The organism is Dyella humicola (genome assembly GCF_026283945.1).
GTDB classification, from domain to species: domain Bacteria; phylum Pseudomonadota; class Gammaproteobacteria; order Xanthomonadales; family Rhodanobacteraceae; genus Dyella; species Dyella humicola.
Map to the genome: position 1 here is coordinate 80,437 of NZ_JAPDPC010000003.1, position 16,906 is coordinate 97,342.

A 16,906-nucleotide genomic window follows, 5' to 3' on the forward strand; every position below is an offset into this window, starting at 1 on the left:
TGGCAAGGGCGGTAGCGTGATGGATCCCGTCAGCTCGCGCTCGCGACGCGCGCACTGCTGGCTGCACGTTGCAACAGCAGGTTGCGTTCGCGCGTGTTGCGCGTGAGCGATGCCGCGCGCTCGAACTCCTCACGTGCCTCGGCATGACGGCCCAGCTTGCCGAGCAGGTCGCCGCGCACGCTGGGCAGCAGGTGATAGTGGCGCAGCAGGGGTTCATCGCGCAGTTCATCCGCCATCGCCAGGCCCGTCGCGGGCCCAAATGCCATGGCGTGTGCAACCGCGCGATTGAGCGCGACCACGGGTGAGGGCAGGCGTTGGGCCAGGGTGTCGTATAACGCGGCAATACGCGACCAGTCGGTTTCGTCGACGCTGCGGGCCCGCGCGTGACAGGCGGCAATGGCAGCCTGCAAGGCGTAGGGTCCTTCGGCGCCACCCAGGCCTTCGGCGCGAGCCAGGGCATCGAGCCCGCGGCGGATCAGCAGCTGGTCCCAGCGGCCACGTTGCTGTTCGCTGAGCAGGATCGGCTCGCCATGAGGCCCCGTGCGTGCTGCGGTACGCGAGGCCTGGATCTCCATCAAGGCGAGCAGTCCGTGTACCTCCGGCTCCGCGGGCGCCAGTCCGACCAGGACACGGCCCAGCCGCAGCGCTTCCTCGCATAGTGCCGGACGCATCCAGTCGTCACCGGAGGTGGCGGCATAGCCTTCGTTGAAAATCAGGTAGACGACTTCGAGCACGGAGGCGAGTCGCACGCCCAGCTCGTCGCCGCGCGGTACTTCAAACGGCACTTTTGCCTCGCTAAGCGTGCGTTTGGCGCGCACGATGCGTTGCGCCACGGTGGACTCGGGCACCAGATAGGCGCGTGCGATTTCGGTGGTGGTGAGGCCGCCCAGCAGGCGCAAGGTCAGCGCCACGCGCGCTTCGGTGGACAGCACCGGATGACAGGCCGTGAACACCAGGCTCAGCAGATCGTCGCCAATCGGGTCGTCGAGCATGGCATCGGGGTCCACGATGGACGCTTCCAGCTGCGCCTCGATTTCCTGTGTCAGCGCGTAGGCCTTGCGCTGATGCAGGGCGTGGCGACGCAACTGGTCGATCGCGCGGTGCTTGGCCGTGGTCATCAGCCACGCTCCTGGATTGTGCGGTACACCACTGGATGGCCACTGCTCCAGCGCGGCGACCAGCGCGTCCTGCGCGAATTCCTCCGCCATCCCCACGTCGCGCATGATGCGGGCGAGGCCGGCAATCAGGCGCGGCGCCTCGATGCGCCAGACGGCGTCGATGGTGCGATGGATGTCGGTGGTCGTCATGACCACCGATCACAGCACCGCCTCATCGGTAACGCAAGTTCGCGCGATAGCCCAGCGAGCTCAGGGAGGCGACATCACCATCCAGTGCACGCCGAAACGGTCCTTCAGCATGCCGAAGCTGGAAGAGAAAAAGGTCTTGCTCAGCGGCATCACGGTCTCGCCACCCTCGGACAGCGCAGTGAAGCTGCGCTGCGCCTCCGCGGCGTCGGCTACGGTGAGCGACAGCGAGAAACCACCGAAATGCGCCTGCCCCTTGCACTCGCCATCCGAGGCCATGAACGCCGTCTCGCCGACCACGACATGGGCATGCATGATCTTCTCGGCATTCGCCGGGTCGACCGCGGGGGGACCGTGTCCTTCAGGACTTTCGTTGAAGCGCACCAGGCGTGACTTGGCGCCGATGGCCTTCCCGTAGAAGGCCAGCGCCTCCTCACAGCGACCGTCGAAGAAGAGATAGGGCTGTACCAGCATGAGCTTCCTCCTGGTGATGTATGGAGCCTGTCCCACTCCCCGCATGGCTCGCGTCGAGCGGGTGAACAAGGTGCTAGGCGCGGTCGCCGATCTGTTCGCGCGTGCGCGCTTCCTGTTCACGCAGCTCCGGCGTGAATTCCGCGCCGAAATCCTCGGCCTCGAAGACCTGGCGGATCTCCACGTCCGATTCGATGTCATCAAACGGATTGGGCGCACGCTTGAGCCATTCGATCGCTTCTTCGAGCGATGCCACCTGGATGAGCCAGAATCCGGCAATTAGCTCCTTGGTCTCGGCGAAAGGGCCATCGATGACCGTGCGCTGGTCGCCCGCATAGCGGATGCGCACGCCGCGCGCGCTCGGATGCAAACCTTCCGCGGCCAGCAGCACGCCAGCCTTTACCAGTTCCTCATTGAAGCGGCCCATATCGGCCAGCAGGCGTTCGCTTGGCATCTCGCCGGCTTCGGAGCTCTTGGTCGCACGCACCATCACCATGAATCGCATTGTCGTTACTCCATTGGGCTGCAAAGGCAAGCCGCCAGGTGGCCTTGGGCCAGTACCCGGGTGGCTCTCATCTGATCGTCGAACGAGGAGAGCCGGAATCGACATGGCGACGCCGCTTGCTAGGTCAGCATGAACGTCGGCAGGCACAGGGAGCCTCGTCGCAGGCTGCGGAGCATGCACCGGCCTGCGTCAGCGGGTCGTGAGATGCGGCTAAACGGCGTGGGCTCAGCGCACGGCCAAGGCCAGCACGATGCCGATCCACAGGACCATGCCCAGCCAATTGTTGTTGCGGAATGCCGTAAGGCAGGCATCACGCTCGCGTTTGCGGATTTTCCACAGCTGGTGGCCGAACAGGCTCGCTGCGGCGACCAGGCTCAGCCAGTACGGCCAACCCAGCGCAGCGCGCTGGCCGACAAACAGCATCGCCAGCAGAAACGTGGCCATCAGGATGCCGAGGATGGGAAGGTCCGCATCGCCGAACAGGATCGCGGTGGATTTGGCCCCGGCCTTGAGGTCGTCATCGCGATCGACCATCGCGTATTGCGTGTCGTAGATCACCGACCACAGGATATTGGCGATGAACAGTAGCCAGCCCACAGGTGGCACTGCGTAGGAAACCGCGGCAAAGGCCATCGGTATCGACCAGCCGAACGCCGCACCCAACACCACTTGCGGCAGGTGGGTATAGCGTTTGGTGAAGGGATAGATGGCGGCCAGCGCGGCGCCGACCAGGGACAGCTTGATGGTCAGCGCATTGGTGAACAACACCAGCACGAACGACAGCGTCAACAGGCTCACGAAGACGATCAAGGCTTCGCGCGGCGTGACACGGCCCGAGGCAATCGGTCGCCCAGCCGTGCGCGCCACCTGCGGGTCCAGCTTGCGGTCCGCGAAATCGTTGATCGCGCATCCGGCGGCGCGCATGGCGAACACGCCCAAGGTGAAGATCACCAGCAGCTTCACTGGCGGAAAATCAGACGCGGCGAGCCATAGCGCCCACCAGGTCGGCCACAGCAACAACAGCGCCCCGATGGGGCGATCCATGCGGGTCAGCACCAGATAGTCGCGCGCCTTGGTGCGATACGCCTCGGGAAACTTCTGCAGGATCCAGTCGAGCACGCGCGTGGCACGCGTGGAACTGTCCGCAGGCCCCGGAGCCACGACGGACTTCACCGGTGCGGCGGGCCGCGGCCGCGGGCCGGTCGACGGAGACGGGTTGCGCCGCTGGCGCTTACGTGAGGAAGGAGCCATTCGCCAAGTTTAGCGTGGGTCGCCCACAGCCGTGACGTGACGCAGCGCCGGTTTGCCAGCGATCGCTGCGCGACTTTGTCGTCGCCTTGTCACAGCCGGGCCTACACTCAAGGCCACCCGTGAACCGGAACAGGTCGCGCCATGCCCCAGATGCTCAGTCACATCGCCCTGATCGTCGCCGACCCCACGCGAACCGCGCATTTGCTTACCGGGGTATTCGAGGACGCCCGTGTCACGCGTGAGCTGGACGCGGAGGACAGCCACCCGTCGATGACGGTGCGACTGGCCGGCCTCGATTTCGAACTGATCCGTGGCAGCGGCCCCGCCGCGCGCAACGGTGACCATATCGCGTTCCAGGTGAGCAAGCCGGAGCAACTGGCTTGCGCGGAGCGGCTGACGGCCCTGGCTCTGGATTTCGATATGGCGCGAAGGGACACGGCGCTGTACTTCAGCGACTACGACAACCATGTGTTTGAGTTGGATGTGGTTGAGGAGTGATGGTGATGACGGTGCTGAGAGGGTGCACTAGTTCACGCTCTTAACAACAACCGATACGCCGCATTTTCGCTCTCATCGCGAAACGGATACCCCAGCGCATCGAGAAAGGCCTGGAACAGCGCCCGTTCGTTGTGCGGCACCTGGATACCGACCAGGATACGGCCGTAGTCGGCGCCCTGGTTGCGGTAATGGAACAGGCTGATATTCCAGTCCGGATGCATGTGGCCGAGGAAGCGCGTGAGTGCGCCGGGCCGCTCGGGAAACTCGAAGCGATAGAGCAATTCATCGTTCGCCAGCGGCGTGCGGCCGCCGATCATATGGCGCAGGTGCTGCTTGGCGAGCTCATCGTCGGTGAGATCCAGCACGCCAAAGCCGTGCTCGCGAAACGCGTCGATCAGGGTCGTGCGTTCATCGCGCCGGGTGGTCTGCACGCCGACGAAGATATGCGCTTCGGTGGCATTGCCGATGCGGTAATTGAATTCGGTAATGCTGCGCTGGCCCAACGCCGCGCAGAAACGCCGAAAGCTGCCGCGTTCCTCGGGGATGGTGACGGCAAACACCGCTTCCCGCTGCTCACCCACCTCGGCGCGTTCCGCCACGAAACGCAACCGGTCGAAATTGAGGTTCGCGCCGGAAACGATCGCTACCATCGGCTCCGCCGAGGCACCGTTCGTTGCCACATACTGCTTGAGACCGGCGAGAGCCAGCGCGCCAGCCGGTTCCGGCACGCTGCGCGTGTCCTGAAATACGTCGCGGATGGCCGCGCAAATCGCATCGGTATCCACTCGCAGCATGGCATCGACATACTGACGGCAAAGGTCGAAGGTGAGGTCGCCTACGCGCTTTACCGCTGTGCCATCCGCGAAAAGTCCGACCTCAGGCAAGCTGACCGGCGTGCCGGCCTCGAGTGACTGCGCCATGGCGTCGGAATCGCGCGTCTGCACGCCAATCACTTTCACATCGGGCCGCAGTGCCTTGATGTAGCCGGCCACGCCAGCCAGCAAGCCACCGCCGCCCACCGGGACGAACACCGCATGCAGCGGACCGGGATGCTGACGGAGAATCTCCATGCCCACGGTGGCTTGTCCCGCGATCACCGCCGGATCGTCGAACGGATGCACGAAGGTGTAGCCGTGTTGCGCCTGCAACTGCGCGGCGGCAGCCTGGGCATCGCTATACGAATCGCCGACCAGCACCACTTCGACATGGGTGCCGCCGAGACGACGCACAGCATCCACCTTCACTTGTGGCGCCGTGACCGGCATCACGATCACCGCATGCACGCCGAGCCTTGCGGCGGCCAGCGCCACGCCTTGTGCATGATTGCCGGCAGACGCCGCGATCACGCCACGCGCGCGTTGCGCCGCATCCAGGCCGGCCATACGGTTGTAGGCACCACGCAGCTTGAACGAGAACACCGGCTGCTGGTCCTCGCGCTTGAGCAGCACGCGCTGGCCGAGCCGCGCGGATAGCAACTGCGCCGGTTGCAGCGCGGTTTCGCGCGCCACGTCGTAGACACGCGCACCCACCGTCTGGCGCAGCAACTCGTGCTCACCAAACGTGGTCGGTGTCACCTGTTCGGCGAGGACACTCATGGAGTCATCGTCACCGCCGGGTGACTGACCTCGATCACGTCGACCAGCTTGCGCGTCTGCTTGATGATTTGCTCCACCGTTTCGTCGGCGCCGTGCATCACCAGGGTAAGCTGCGATACGGCCGGGTCCTGCGTCGCGGCGACAGTCAACGTATCGATATTGCAATGGCGTGCGGCAAACAAACCGGCCACGCGCATCAAGGCGCCGGATTCGTTCTGCAACAGGATGGAAAGCGTGTGTTTCATGGCGGTACTCCGTGGCCCTGCGTACTCGCCATCCCAGCCCTTGCCCCCTCTTGGGGTTCGCTGGGATGACGGTCTAGAACATGTCGGACGTGGAATCCCCAGACGATTCAGCGACCACACGCGACGGAATGAAGTCGCCCGTGATCATCTGCGCGTACGTCGCGCCCGGCCCCACCATCGGGTAGACGCCCGCATCCGTATCGATCATCACTTCAAGGAAGGCCGGGCCATCGAAGGCCAGGAAGTCGGTGATGGTGGCCGCCAGATCTTCCTTGCGCTCCAGCCGCCGTGCCCATTCGAAGCCATCGGCCTGCGCCGCCTTGATGAAGTCTTTCTTGTGCAGGCTCTTGTCGGAGGAGGCAAAGCGTCCGCGGAAAAACAGCTTCTGCCACTGGCGCACCATGCCGTCGCCGATGTTGTTGAGTACGACCACCTTGACCGGCAAGCCGTAGGTGGTGACGGTTTCCAGCTCGCCCAGGTTCATGCGGATGCTGGCGTCCCCATCGATATCGATGACCACCGCATCGCGTCGCGCAAACTGGGCGCCAATGGCCGCCGGCAGGCCGAAGCCCATCGTGCCCATCGAGCCGGAGGTGAGCCAATGGCGCGGCTCGCGGAAATCGAAGTACTGCGCCGCCCACATCTGATGCTGGCCCACGCCGGTGCTGATGATCGCGCGACCCTGGGTGCGGAGATTGATCGCTTCGATCACCGCCTGCGGCTGGATCAGTTCGCTCGCACGATCGTAATTGAGCGCGTGCGTTTCCTTGAGTGCAGCGATATGCGTGTGCCATGGGGTGTAGCGGCCATCAGCGGCAAAGTGGAGTCCATGGCGCATGCCGTACTGCTGCAGCCGCGACAGTGTGCGGTCCAGATCACCGTGATGGTGCCAGTGCACAGTCTTCACCTTGCCGATCTCGGCAGGGTCGATATCAATCTGGGCAATAAAGCGCGCATGGGGTGCGAAGCGATCCGGCACGCTGGCCACGCGGTCATCGAAACGTGCGCCAAGAGCCAGCAGGAAATCACAATCTTCCACCGCGTAATTCGCATACGCCGTGCCATGCATGCCGAGCATGTGCAGGGCCAGCGGCTCGGTGGTGTCGAACGCGCCGATGCCCATCAGCGTGGTCGTCACTGGCAGGCCGAACTGCTGCACGAAGGCGCGCAGCGTCGCCGCCGACTCGCCCGCAATGATCCCTCCGCCGGCATAGATCAGCGGGCGCTTCGCTTTCGCCAGTGCATCGAAGAACGCCTCGCACTGGGTGTCATCAAGTCTTGCGTGTTCAATCGCATGCTGGCGGGCGCGATAGCCGGGAATGGGCAGGCGGCCGTCACCGGCAAAGGTGAGCGAGGTGTTCTGCACATCCTTGGGAATATCCACCACCACCGGGCCTGGGCGTCCACTGCGCGCGATCTCGAAGGCGGTGCGCAGCGTCGCTTCCAGCCGCGCCGGCTCGGTGAGCAGAAACACATGTTTGGCGCACGCGCTCATGATGTTGCTCACGGGTGCCTCCTGAAACGCATCGCTGCCCAGCGCAGCGGTAGGCACCTGGCCGCAGATCACCACCAGCGGCACGGAGTCGGCCATGGCGTCGCGCACTGGCGTGACCATATTGGTAGCGCCCGGACCGGAGGTAACGATGGCCACACCCACCTTGCCCGAGGCGCGCGCATAACCGGCGGCCATGAAACCCGCACCCTGTTCGTTAGCCGGCACGATCAGCGGCATCGGCTCGCCGCCATTGGGCGACAGGTGGGTGGCGTTGTATCTGAAGACCGCGTCGTACACCGGCAGGATCGCGCCGCCCGAATAGCCGAACAGCACGGTGACGCCTTCGTCGGCGAGTACCTGCACCACCACCTCCGCGCCACTCATGGTCTGGCCACAGAGCGGGTGGGTGGAGTCCGGCGCGGGAATCTCCTTTTGCAATGGCAGGTTCACGATGGTCGCGTTTCCTTGGATGTCGCTGCTGGCGCGGCGCTTGGATTGTCGAAAGGCCTGTCAAAAAACGCCCTCCACTGCACGTCCCGAACGAGAGATTCCCGTCGGGCGCAGGGAGGGTTGACGAGAGGCAACAGCCTGCGGGAACAGCACCCCCTCCTAAATTCCCCCTGCGCGTCCCGAGTGAGGCGAGCAGGGGGAGGACACAACGACTAGCCGACCTTCTTCAGCGGCTCGGCTGCCGGCTTCGGCGCATTCGCCTGCAGCCATGGCATGCGCGCACGCAGCTTGGCGCCGACCTGTTCCACCGGATGCTCGAGATCCGCCTGCTTGAACTTCTTGTAGTTCGGCAGGCCGGCCTGATACTCGGCGATCCAGTTGCGCGCGAAGGTGCCGTCCTGAATGTCCTTGAGTACATCCTTCATGCGTGCCTTGGTGCCGGCGTCGATGATGCGCGGGCCGCTGACGTAGTCGCCGTACTGCGCCGTCTCCGAGACGAACTCCAGCATGCGGGCGATGCCGCCTTCGTAGAACAGGTCCACGATCAGCTTCAGTTCGTGCAGCACCTCGTAATACGCGATTTCCGGCTGGTAGCCGGCTTCCACGAGGGTCTCGAAGCCAGCCTGCACCAGCGAGCTGGCGCCACCGCACAGCACGGCCTGTTCGCCAAACAGATCGGTTTCGGTCTCTTCCTTGAAGTCGGTCTTGATCAGCAGGGCGCGACCGCCGCCAATGCCATCGGCATAGGCCTTGGCCTTGGCTTCCGCGTGGCCGCTGACGTCCTGATGGATGGCCCAGATGGAGGGCACGCCACGACCGATCTCATACTCGCGGCGCACCAGCGCGCCGGGGCCCTTCGGCGCGACCAGGATCACGTCGATGTCGTCACGCGGCTCGATCTGCTTGAAATGCACGTTGAAGCCATGCGCGAACAGCAGGGCGGCGCCGGGCTTGATGTTCGGCGCGATGGAGTCGCGATACAGCGCCGGCTGCACCATGTCTGGGGTGAGCACGGCGATGAGCTCGGCGTCCTTAACCGCATCGCCCGGTTCGGCCACGGTGAAGCCTTCGGCGCGGGCCTTTTCCCACGAGGGACCGTTCTTGCGCAGGCCCACCACGACATCGAGACCGGAGTCGCGCAAGTTGAGGGCATGGGCGCGGCCCTGGCTGCCGTAGCCGAGTACGGCGATACGGGCCTTGGCGAGTGCGTCGTTCGAGGTCTGGGTGGTCATGCGGTAACTCCTGCGTTCGTGTCTTCGTGGACGGTGTTGGAGGGGTGGGGTGCGGAGGTGCTGCGTGAAGTCGAGAGTTGCGTGACGGCACCGTCGGAGGCGGAGCCGACCAGGCGTGCGTACTTGGCTAGCGCGCCGCGGGTGACCTTGGGTGCCGGCGGCTGCCAGCTGGCGCGGCGCGTGACGAGATCGGCGTCGGTGCTGATTTCGCGGCTGTCCGCGTCGATGCGGATGCGATCGCCATCGAGCAACAGGGCGATCGGGCCGCCCCGTACGGCCTCGGGCGAGATGTGGCCGACCATGTAGCCGTGGGTGGCGCCGGAGAAACGGCCGTCGGTGATCAAGGCGACGTCGTCGCCCAGGCCGCGGCCGACGAGTGCGGCAGTGACACCCAGCATCTCGCGCATGCCAGGCCCGCCCGCAGGACCTTCGTTGCGGATGACGATGATGTCGCCCTTTTCGATGGCGCCGCCCTGCACGGCGGCGAACGCCTGTTCCTCGCTTTCGAAAACGCGCGCGCGCCCTTCGAAATGACTGGCTCCCTTGCCGGCGAGCTTCAGGATGCAGCCTTCCGGCGCGAGGTTGCCGTACAGAATCGAATAACCACCGCGCGGCTTCAGCGGCTGGGTTACAGCATGCACCACGTCCTGCTGCGCGGCACGCGGCGCAGCGGCAGCCTCTTCGAACAGGCTGCGGCCGGTGATGGTGGGAGCATCGTCGAGCATGCCGGCGGCGATCAGTTCCTGCGCCACGCGGGCGCTGCCACCGGCGCCGAACAGTTCGACGGCGGTGTAGCGACCACCGGGCAACAGGTCGGCGATCACCGGCGTGTGCTTGGAGGCCGGTTCAAAGTCTTCCAGCGTCCATGGCGTACCGGCTTCGCGTGCGATCGCCAGCAGATGCAGCACGGCATTGGTGGAGCCTGCGGTGGCTGCCACCATGCGCGCGGCATTGCGAAACGCCGTCGTGGTCAGCATGGCGCGTGGCGTGCGCTCTTCCTTCAGACATTCCATCACCAGTTCACCGCAGCGATAAGCGGCCGCGGTCTTGGCCGGGTGTGTCGCCGGAATATCGTTGAAGCCCATCGGCGACAGGCCCAGCGTGGACAGCACCATCGCCATGGTGTTGGCGGTGAACTGGCCACCGCAGGCGCCGGCACCGGGACAGGCATCGCGTTCGACCGAGGTGAGTTCCGCATCGTCGATCTTGCCCGCGCCATGCGCGCCCACCGCTTCGAACACCTGCTGGATGGTGATCGGGTGGTTGTCGTGCGTGCCGTGGGCGATGGTGCCGCCGTACAGCGCCACGCTGGGAATATCCAGGCGCGCCATCGCCATCGCGGCGGCGGGAATGGTCTTGTCGCAACCGCACAGCACCACCATGGCGTCCAGGCAGTGACCATCGACGGCGAGTTCGATGGAGTCGGTGATCACCTCGCGACTGATCAGCGAGGCGCGCATGCCCGGCGTGCCCATGGCGATGCCGTCGGTCACCGCAATGGTGTTGAACTCCACCGGCGTGCCGCCCGCGGCACGAATGCCTTCGGCCACATGTTCGGCCAGCTCGCGCAGGTTGAGGTTGCACGGGCTGACGTTGGACCACGTGTGCACCACCGCCACCAGCGGCTTGGCGATGGCGGCGTCGTCCATGCCGGTGGCGCGGAGCATGGCGCGGGCGGGTGCGCGGTCGGGCCCGGTCTTGATGAGATCACTGCGCATGAGATATCCGGGTTGAAGAGGAGGGCAGCCGCTCGGCTGCATTGACGACGACGTGATCGGTGCTCATCCGCAGGCGCGCCCCCAACGCAGGAAGGACGCGGCGTGACACGCCTGTTCGTCGAGCGCGGAAAGTACGGCTTCCAACACTTCGGTCGTCGTCGCCTGGCCGCCGATATCGCGGGTATGCGGACCATGCTCCAGCACCTCGGCCACGGCGGCCTCGACCGCGGCGGCCTCCTGTTCCAGCTCCAGCGAATGCCGCAGCAACATGGCCGCGGACAGGATGGTGCCGATCGGATTGGCCACGCCCTGGCCGGCGATATCCGGCGCCGAACCGTGGATGGGTTCGTACAGGCCGGCCTTGGCTTCGCCGATCGAGGCGGATGGCAGCAGGCCCAGCGAGCCGGCCAGCGCCGCGGCTTCATCGGTGAGGATGTCGCCGAACAGGTTCTCGGTGACCACCACGTCGTAGCGCGACGGCTGGGTCAGCAGCAGCATGGCCATCGAGTCGACCAGCTGGTGTTCGACTTTCACATCGGGGTATTCGGCGGCGATGCGCTGCACCGTGCTGCGCCATAGGCGCGAAGTCTCCAGCACGTTGGCCTTGTCGACCGAGGTGACATGCTTGCGCCGGCCGCGTGCCAGGTTGAACGCGCGACGCACCACGCGCTCCACTTCGGCCACGGTGTACTTGCACTCGTCGATAGCGGTATCCACGGTGCGCGTCTTTGCACCGAAGTAGGCACCGCCGGTAAGTTCGCGCACGAACAGCACGTCGACGTTCTTCAGCTTTTCGTTCTTCAGCGGCGACAGCGCGGCCAGTCTGGGATGTACCTGCAAGGGACGCAGGTTCGCATAAACACCGAGCGCGGCGCGCAGTGCGAGCAGGCCTTGTTCTGGACGCACCGCTGCATTCGGGTCCGACCATTGCGGGCCACCCACGGCGCCCAGCAACACCGCATCGGCGGCCTTGCAGGCGTCGAGCGAGGCGGCCGGCAAGGGCTCGCCGGTGGCGTCGATGGCGCAGCCGCCGATCAGGTGCTCGTCAAAATGGAAACTGTGGTCGAAGTGGGCGGCCACCGCGTCGAGCACGGTCACGGCCGCTGCGGTGACTTCAGGGCCGACACCGTCGCCGGGCAGGATCACGATCTGCGCTCTCATGCGGCTTTCTCCGTGCGTTGTTCATAGGTGGTGATGGCATCGGCGTGTTGCTGCAGGTAACCGAGCTGGTCGACGCCGTTGAGGATGCAATGGCGCGCAAACGGCTCCATCTGGAAGTGAATGCGCCCGCCGTCGGGCAAGGCGATGTACTGCTCGCGCACATCGATGCTCAGCTCGACGCCCGGGTGCTCGAGCAGCCAGCGGTGTTCGGCTTCGTCCAGCACGATGGCGAGCAAGCCGTTCTTCAGCGCGTTGTTGCGGAAGATGTCCGCGATCTCGCTGCACAGCACGGCGTGGATGCCGTAATCGAGCAAGGCCCAAGGCGCGTGCTCACGCGACGAGCCGCAACCGAAGTTGCGTCCCGCGACCAGGATCGAACAGCCCGTGGCCTGCGGCTGGTTCAGCGGGAATGCCGGGTTGTCGCTGCCGTCAGCCTGATAACGCCAGTCGTTGAAGCACAACTTGCCCAGGCCAACGCGCTCGGTGGTGGTGAGGAAACGCGCGGGGATGATGCGGTCGGTATCGATGTTCTCGTCCGGCAGCACCGCGGTGCGGGAGTGGAGGCGGGTGATGGGGCGCATTAAAAAACCTCCGAAGCATGAACTCCCTCTCCCCTGTGGGGAGAGGGCTGGAGTGAGGGGCGGGTGCTCGCCGTAGCGCACATCGAAGCGCGCTTTGAAGTTGGACTGAGGCGAGCGTGACCCCTCACCTCAGTCCTCTCCCCGGAGGGGAGAGGAAGAAAAGCGCGCGCGTTCATGCCGCCACCTCCGTCAAATACTCACGCGGATCGGCAATCCGCCCCGCCAGCGCCGACGCCGCTGCCGTCGCCGGACTGGCCAGCACCGTGCGCGCACCCTTGCCCTGGCGGCCTTCGAAGTTGCGATTGGACGTGCTCACCACCAACTGCCCCGGCTGCGCCAGATCGCCATTCATGGCGATGCACATGGAGCAACCCGGCACGCGCCACTCGGCGCCTGCCTCGGTGAAGACGTGATGCAGGCCTTCGCGCTCGGCATCTCGGCGCACCGCTTCGGAACCCGGCACCACCAGCATGCGCACGCCATCGGCGACGCGTCGGCCGCGCAACACCTGGGCGGCTTCGCGCAAATCCGACAGGCGCGAATTGGTGCAGCTGCCGACGAAGACCACGTCGACCGGCGTGCCCTGCATCGGCTTGCCGGCCTCGCTGCGCATATAGTCCAGCGCGCGCTTTTCCTGGGCGTTGCGCGCGGCCGGCACCGGCGTGTCCATGGCAATCGCCATGCCTGGGTGGGTGCCGTAGGTGACAGTCGGACGCACCTTGCTGGCATCGATGCGCACTTCGCGGTCGTAGCTGGCGCCGTCGTCGCTGCGCAGTGCGCGCCAGCGTGCCACCGCGGCGTCCCATGCCGCGCCTTGCGGCACGCGGGGACGGCCCTTGAGCCAATCGAAGGTGGTGTCGTCGGGCGCGATCAGGCCAGCGCGTGCGCCAGCCTCGATGGACATGTTGCAAACGGTCATGCGCTCATCCATCGACATCGCTTCGATGGCATCGCCGCGGTATTCCAGGACGTAGCCGGTACCGCCGTCCACGCCGATCTCGCCGATGATGTGCAGGATCAGATCCTTCGCGCCCACGCCCGCCGGCAGCTGGCCATCCACATGGATCGCGAAGGTCTTCGCCTTGCGTTGCAGCAGGCATTGCGTGGCCATCACATGACCGACCTCGGTGGTGCCGATGCCGAAGGCCAGCGCACCGAACGCGCCATGCGTCGAGGTGTGGCTATCGCCGCAGACGATGGTCATGCCCGGCTGGGTGGCGCCTAGCTCAGGGCCAATCACGTGCACGATGCCGCGATCGTTGCTGTCCCAGCCATGCAGTTCGACGCCGAACTCGCGGCAGTTGGTCTCTAGCTGCGCGACCTGCGCTTTGGCTTCAGCGTTCGCGTAAGGGCGCTCACCATCGGCGCCGGCGGGCAGCGTAGGGGTGGAATGATCCAGCGTGGCCAGCATGCGATCCGGACGGCGCAGCTTCAGGCCGCGCTCGCGCAGTTCGCTAAAGGCTTGCGGCGAGGTGACTTCGTGCACCAGGTGCAGGTCGATATAGAGAATCGCCGGCGTGTCGGTGCTCTCGGCAGCGACCACATGCGCATCCCACACTTTTTCGAACAAAGTCTTGGCCATTACGCGGCCTCCTGTGCGGCTTCGACTTTCACTGGCGACAGCCAACCCCAGCGGTCGGGCGTGGAGCCGTCGAACAGTCCGAAAAAGGCCTTCTGCAGGGCACGCGTGATCGGACCGGGACGCCCGGCGCCCACCTGCTTGCGGTCCACCGAACGCACCGGAGTGATCTCGGCGGCCGTGCCGGTCATGAAGATCTCATCGGCGGTGTACAGCGCTTCGCGCGGCAGGTCGCGTTCTTCCACCGCGATACCCAGCTCGCCGGCGAGGGTGATCACCGACTCGCGCGTAATGCCGGCCAGGATGCCGGCGCTGGTCGGCGGCGTCAGCAGCTTGCCGTTCTTCACCAGGAACAGGTTCTCGCCCGCGCCCTCGCTGAGCAGACCGTTATGGCCCAGCGCGATGCCTTCGGCATAGCCGCCGCGACGCGCTTCGAGCGCGATCAGCTGACTGTTGAGGTAGTTGCCACCGGCCTTGGCCCAGCTCGGCAAGGTGTTCGGCGCCGGCCGATGCCACGACGACACGCACACGTCGGCGCCGTGTTCGATCGCGTCACCCAGGTAAGCGCCCCATTCCAGCGCCATGACCGCCACGTCGATCGGTGCATCAGCCTTCGGCAGCACGCCGAGGCCGCCGGCGCCGCGAAAAACGATCGGTCGCACATAGGCGGACTTCATGCGGTTGGCGCGGATCAGCTCGTGACAGGCGGTGTTGATTTCATCTTCGCTGTAGCCGATCTCGATCTCGTAAACGCGCGCGGACTCGAACAGGCGGCGCGTGTGATCGGCGAGGCGGAAATACGCTGGACCCTGCGGCGTGGCATACACGCGCTCGCCTTCGAATACCGAGGAGCCATAGTGCAATGCATGGGTGCTGACGTGGACCGTGGCTTCGGTCCAGGGTTTGATCTGGCCGTTATGCCAGAGGAAGGGCGTGGTCATGCGATCGTCTCCTTTTGCGCGCGTCCATTCGCGCCCAGGTCAAAAAGCGGCCTTCCATGACCGCACTCTTCAATCGAGGCATCGCTGCGCGGGGCACCCTGTCGCTCGATGCGGTTGACGATGGCGAGCGCGGCATGCGCGGTCGCTTCGATGATGTCGGTGCTGACGCCGTTGCCACGCCAGTCGCGTTCGGCATGGCGCGCGGTGAGCTGGGCCTGTCCTTGCGCATCGCCACCTTCGCTGACGGCGCGCACCTGGAACTGGGTGACGTCGAGTGCGGTGCCGGTGGCGCGTTCGATCGCACGCAGCACGGCATCGACCGGGCCGTCGCCGATGGCGGCTTCGCCCACTTCGTGACCGCTGTCGTGGGTCAGTCGCACCGAGGCAGAGGCGCTGCCGCCCATATGCGAGTTGGTATTGAGCTGGGTGATGCGCCAGGGGCCGGTGGCTTCAGGATCGTGGCCCAACGCGATGGCCTCGAGGTCCTCGTCATGCACTTCGCGCTTCTTGTCGGCCAGCGTCTTGAAGCGGGCGAAGATGACGTCCATCTCGGTCTCGTCGGGCGCATGACCCAGCACCTGCAAACGCTGGCGCAAGGCGTGGCGACCGGAGTGCTTGCCCAGCACCAGGCGCGTCTCGCCCATGCCGACGTCCTGCGCATGCATGATTTCGTAGGTGCCACGGTGCTTGAGCATGCCGTGCTGGTGGATGCCCGACTCGTGCGCGAAGGCGTTTTCGCCCACCACCGCCTTGTTGCGCGGCACGGCCTGGCCGGTGAGCTGGGTCAGCAGACGCGACGTGGGATAAAGCTTGCGCGTGTCGATGCCGGTATCGACGCCGAAATGCGGCCGCCTCACACGCAGCGCCATTACCACTTCTTCCAGCGAGGCATTGCCGGCGCGCTCGCCAATGCCGTTGATGGTGCACTCGACCTGGCGCGCGCCAGCGCTGACGGCGGCCAAACTATTGGCGACCGCCATGCCGAGGTCGTCGTGGCAATGGCTTGAGAAGATCACATGTTCCGGGCGACGCACGTGCTTGAGCAGATGGGCGAACCGCTCGGCGATCTCTGACGGTGTCATGTAACCCACCGTATCGGGCGCATTGAGCGTGGTGGCGCCCGCGGCGGCGGCGGCGCTGAATACTTCGATCAGGTATTCCGGCTCGGTACGCATGGCGTCTTCAGCCGAGAATTCCACCTCGTCGCAAAGCCCCTTGGCCCGTGCGACGGATGCGCAGGCGGTATCGATCACCTGCTGCTTGCTCATGCCCAGCTTGTGCTCGCGATGCAGCGGACTGGTCGACAGGAAAAGGTGGATGCGGGAGTGGCGGGCGCCTTCCAGCGCGCGCGCGGCACTGTCGATATCGCCGGCCTGGCAGCGCGCCAGGCCGGCGATGGTGGGTCCACGCAGGGCCCGGGCGATTTCCGCCACTGCGCAAAAGTCATCCGGCGAAGCGTGTGGAAAGCCCGCCTCGATGACGTCGATGCCCAGCGCTTCCAGCGCGTGCGCCAGGCGCAGCTTGGCGCGGCGGTCCATGGAAAAGCCGGGCGCCTGCTCGCCATCGCGCAAGGTGGTGTCGAAGATCCGCACGCGCTCGGCCGCTACGTCCGTCACGTCGCTGTTCTCGTTCGTCGGGTTGTGCTGGGTCATCACTTAGCTCCGCTAGGCGCGTCGCTGGGGGCAATAAAAAACCCCGCATCCGTTACCGGGTGCGGGGTTCTTTGGTCGTATTCAGGTTATTTCTAGTTACCTGGACACACGCCCTCAGCCCGCACCTCCGTTGGTAATAAGGAGTACGAGTACAAGGGCAAGAAGGAGGTTGTTGCGAAGTCGCAGCAGTCCCGCGACCGTCGGAAGACGGATCGGTTCGGCTATGCG

At 65.4% G+C, this 16,906-nt stretch carries 15 protein-coding genes; 1 reads left to right on the forward strand and 14 read right to left on the reverse strand.

Translation table 11 applies throughout. The features are described 5' to 3' along the window. Positions 1 to 29: 29 nt before the first annotated feature. From OUZ30_RS17005 to ubiA, 4 genes are all read right to left on the reverse strand, one after another. Positions 30 to 1,307, reverse strand: a complete 1,278-nt coding sequence (locus OUZ30_RS17005) for an RNA polymerase sigma factor (RefSeq protein ID WP_266183632.1) — start codon at positions 1,305 to 1,307, stop codon at positions 30 to 32. A gap of 60 nt (positions 1,308 to 1,367) precedes the next feature. Next, positions 1,368 to 1,778: a VOC family protein gene (locus tag OUZ30_RS17010; RefSeq protein ID WP_266183633.1), complete on the reverse strand. Its 411-nt coding sequence runs from the start codon at positions 1,776 to 1,778 to the stop codon at positions 1,368 to 1,370. A 73-nt stretch (positions 1,779 to 1,851) separates the two neighbouring features. Beyond that, entirely contained in the window at positions 1,852 to 2,280 is a 429-nt protein-coding gene (locus tag OUZ30_RS17015; protein WP_266183634.1) for a YciI family protein, read from the reverse strand. Positions 2,281 to 2,505: 225 nt separating this feature from the next. Then, entirely contained in the window at positions 2,506 to 3,399 is an 894-nt protein-coding gene (gene ubiA / locus OUZ30_RS17020) for a 4-hydroxybenzoate octaprenyltransferase (protein WP_266183897.1), read from the reverse strand. Positions 3,400 to 3,672: 273 nt separating this feature from the next. On the opposite strand from ubiA, the gene OUZ30_RS17025 reads away from it, so the two are divergent. Then, the gene (locus tag OUZ30_RS17025) at positions 3,673 to 4,029 is read left to right on the forward strand and encodes a VOC family protein (RefSeq protein ID WP_266183635.1); all 357 of its coding nucleotides are present in this window, start codon (positions 3,673 to 3,675) and stop codon (positions 4,027 to 4,029) included. Positions 4,030 to 4,061: 32 nt separating this feature from the next. Here the strand turns inward: OUZ30_RS17025 and ilvA are convergent, their stop codons facing one another. From ilvA to OUZ30_RS17075, 10 genes are all read right to left on the reverse strand, one after another. After that, complete coding sequence (gene ilvA, locus OUZ30_RS17030; protein ID WP_266183636.1) at positions 4,062 to 5,624, reverse strand: threonine ammonia-lyase, biosynthetic; 1,563 nt, start codon at positions 5,622 to 5,624, stop codon at positions 4,062 to 4,064. Continuing rightward, entirely contained in the window at positions 5,621 to 5,869 is a 249-nt protein-coding gene (ilvN, locus tag OUZ30_RS17035) for an acetolactate synthase small subunit (RefSeq protein WP_266183637.1), read from the reverse strand. The genes ilvA and ilvN overlap by 4 nt, the downstream gene beginning before the upstream one ends. Before the next feature lie 73 nt (positions 5,870 to 5,942). Continuing rightward, positions 5,943 to 7,814 carry a biosynthetic-type acetolactate synthase large subunit gene (ilvB, locus tag OUZ30_RS17040; protein ID WP_425601531.1) on the reverse strand — a complete coding sequence of 624 codons (1,872 nt, stop codon included), beginning with the start codon at positions 7,812 to 7,814 and terminating at the stop codon, positions 5,943 to 5,945. 212 nt (positions 7,815 to 8,026) lie between these two features. Beyond that, complete coding sequence (gene ilvC / locus OUZ30_RS17045; protein ID WP_266183638.1) at positions 8,027 to 9,046, reverse strand: ketol-acid reductoisomerase; 1,020 nt, start codon at positions 9,044 to 9,046, stop codon at positions 8,027 to 8,029. Then, positions 9,043 to 10,764, reverse strand: coding sequence for a dihydroxy-acid dehydratase (gene ilvD, locus OUZ30_RS17050; protein ID WP_266183639.1), 1,722 nt, complete (start codon positions 10,762 to 10,764; stop codon positions 9,043 to 9,045). Before ilvD ends, ilvC begins: the two co-directional genes overlap by 4 nt. 63 nt (positions 10,765 to 10,827) lie before the next feature. Beyond that, entirely contained in the window at positions 10,828 to 11,925 is a 1,098-nt protein-coding gene (gene leuB, locus OUZ30_RS17055) for a 3-isopropylmalate dehydrogenase (protein WP_266183640.1), read from the reverse strand. Next, the gene (gene leuD, locus OUZ30_RS17060; RefSeq protein ID WP_266183641.1) at positions 11,922 to 12,506 is read right to left on the reverse strand and encodes a 3-isopropylmalate dehydratase small subunit; all 585 of its coding nucleotides are present in this window, start codon (positions 12,504 to 12,506) and stop codon (positions 11,922 to 11,924) included. The genes leuB and leuD overlap by 4 nt, the downstream gene beginning before the upstream one ends. Before the next feature lie 172 nt (positions 12,507 to 12,678). Further along, positions 12,679 to 14,088 carry a 3-isopropylmalate dehydratase large subunit gene (leuC, locus tag OUZ30_RS17065; RefSeq protein ID WP_266183642.1) on the reverse strand — a complete coding sequence of 470 codons (1,410 nt, stop codon included), beginning with the start codon at positions 14,086 to 14,088 and terminating at the stop codon, positions 12,679 to 12,681. Then, positions 14,088 to 15,026 carry a branched-chain amino acid transaminase gene (locus OUZ30_RS17070; protein WP_266183643.1) on the reverse strand — a complete coding sequence of 313 codons (939 nt, stop codon included), beginning with the start codon at positions 15,024 to 15,026 and terminating at the stop codon, positions 14,088 to 14,090. The genes leuC and OUZ30_RS17070 overlap by 1 nt, the downstream gene beginning before the upstream one ends. Beyond that, on the reverse strand, positions 15,023 to 16,678 hold the full coding sequence (locus OUZ30_RS17075; protein WP_266183644.1) for a 2-isopropylmalate synthase: 1,656 nt from the start codon (positions 16,676 to 16,678) through the stop codon (positions 15,023 to 15,025). Before OUZ30_RS17075 ends, OUZ30_RS17070 begins: the two co-directional genes overlap by 4 nt. Between the last annotated feature and the right edge of the window lie 228 nt (positions 16,679 to 16,906).

Bases quoted from the DNA above. Each gene is read 5' to 3' on its own strand.
- OUZ30_RS17005 (WP_266183632.1), bottom strand. From the start codon at position 1,307: ATGACGACCACCGACATCCATCGCACCATCGACGCCGTCTGGCGCATC.
- OUZ30_RS17010 (WP_266183633.1), bottom strand. From the start codon at position 1,778: ATGCTGGTACAGCCCTATCTCTTCTTCGACGGTCGCTGTGAGGAGGCG.
- OUZ30_RS17015 (WP_266183634.1), bottom strand. From the start codon at position 2,280: ATGCGATTCATGGTGATGGTGCGTGCGACCAAGAGCTCCGAAGCCGGC.
- OUZ30_RS17025 (WP_266183635.1), top strand. From the start codon at position 3,673: ATGCCCCAGATGCTCAGTCACATCGCCCTGATCGTCGCCGACCCCACG.
- ilvA (WP_266183636.1), bottom strand. From the start codon at position 5,624: ATGAGTGTCCTCGCCGAACAGGTGACACCGACCACGTTTGGTGAGCAC.
- ilvN (WP_266183637.1), bottom strand. From the start codon at position 5,869: ATGAAACACACGCTTTCCATCCTGTTGCAGAACGAATCCGGCGCCTTG.
- ilvC (WP_266183638.1), bottom strand. From the start codon at position 9,046: ATGACCACCCAGACCTCGAACGACGCACTCGCCAAGGCCCGTATCGCC.
- ilvD (WP_266183639.1), bottom strand. From the start codon at position 10,764: ATGCGCAGTGATCTCATCAAGACCGGGCCCGACCGCGCACCCGCCCGC.
- leuB (WP_266183640.1), bottom strand. From the start codon at position 11,925: ATGAGAGCGCAGATCGTGATCCTGCCCGGCGACGGTGTCGGCCCTGAA.
- leuD (WP_266183641.1), bottom strand. From the start codon at position 12,506: ATGCGCCCCATCACCCGCCTCCACTCCCGCACCGCGGTGCTGCCGGAC.
- leuC (WP_266183642.1), bottom strand. From the start codon at position 14,088: ATGGCCAAGACTTTGTTCGAAAAAGTGTGGGATGCGCATGTGGTCGCT.
- OUZ30_RS17070 (WP_266183643.1), bottom strand. From the start codon at position 15,026: ATGACCACGCCCTTCCTCTGGCATAACGGCCAGATCAAACCCTGGACC.
- OUZ30_RS17075 (WP_266183644.1), bottom strand. From the start codon at position 16,678: ATGACCCAGCACAACCCGACGAACGAGAACAGCGACGTGACGGACGTA.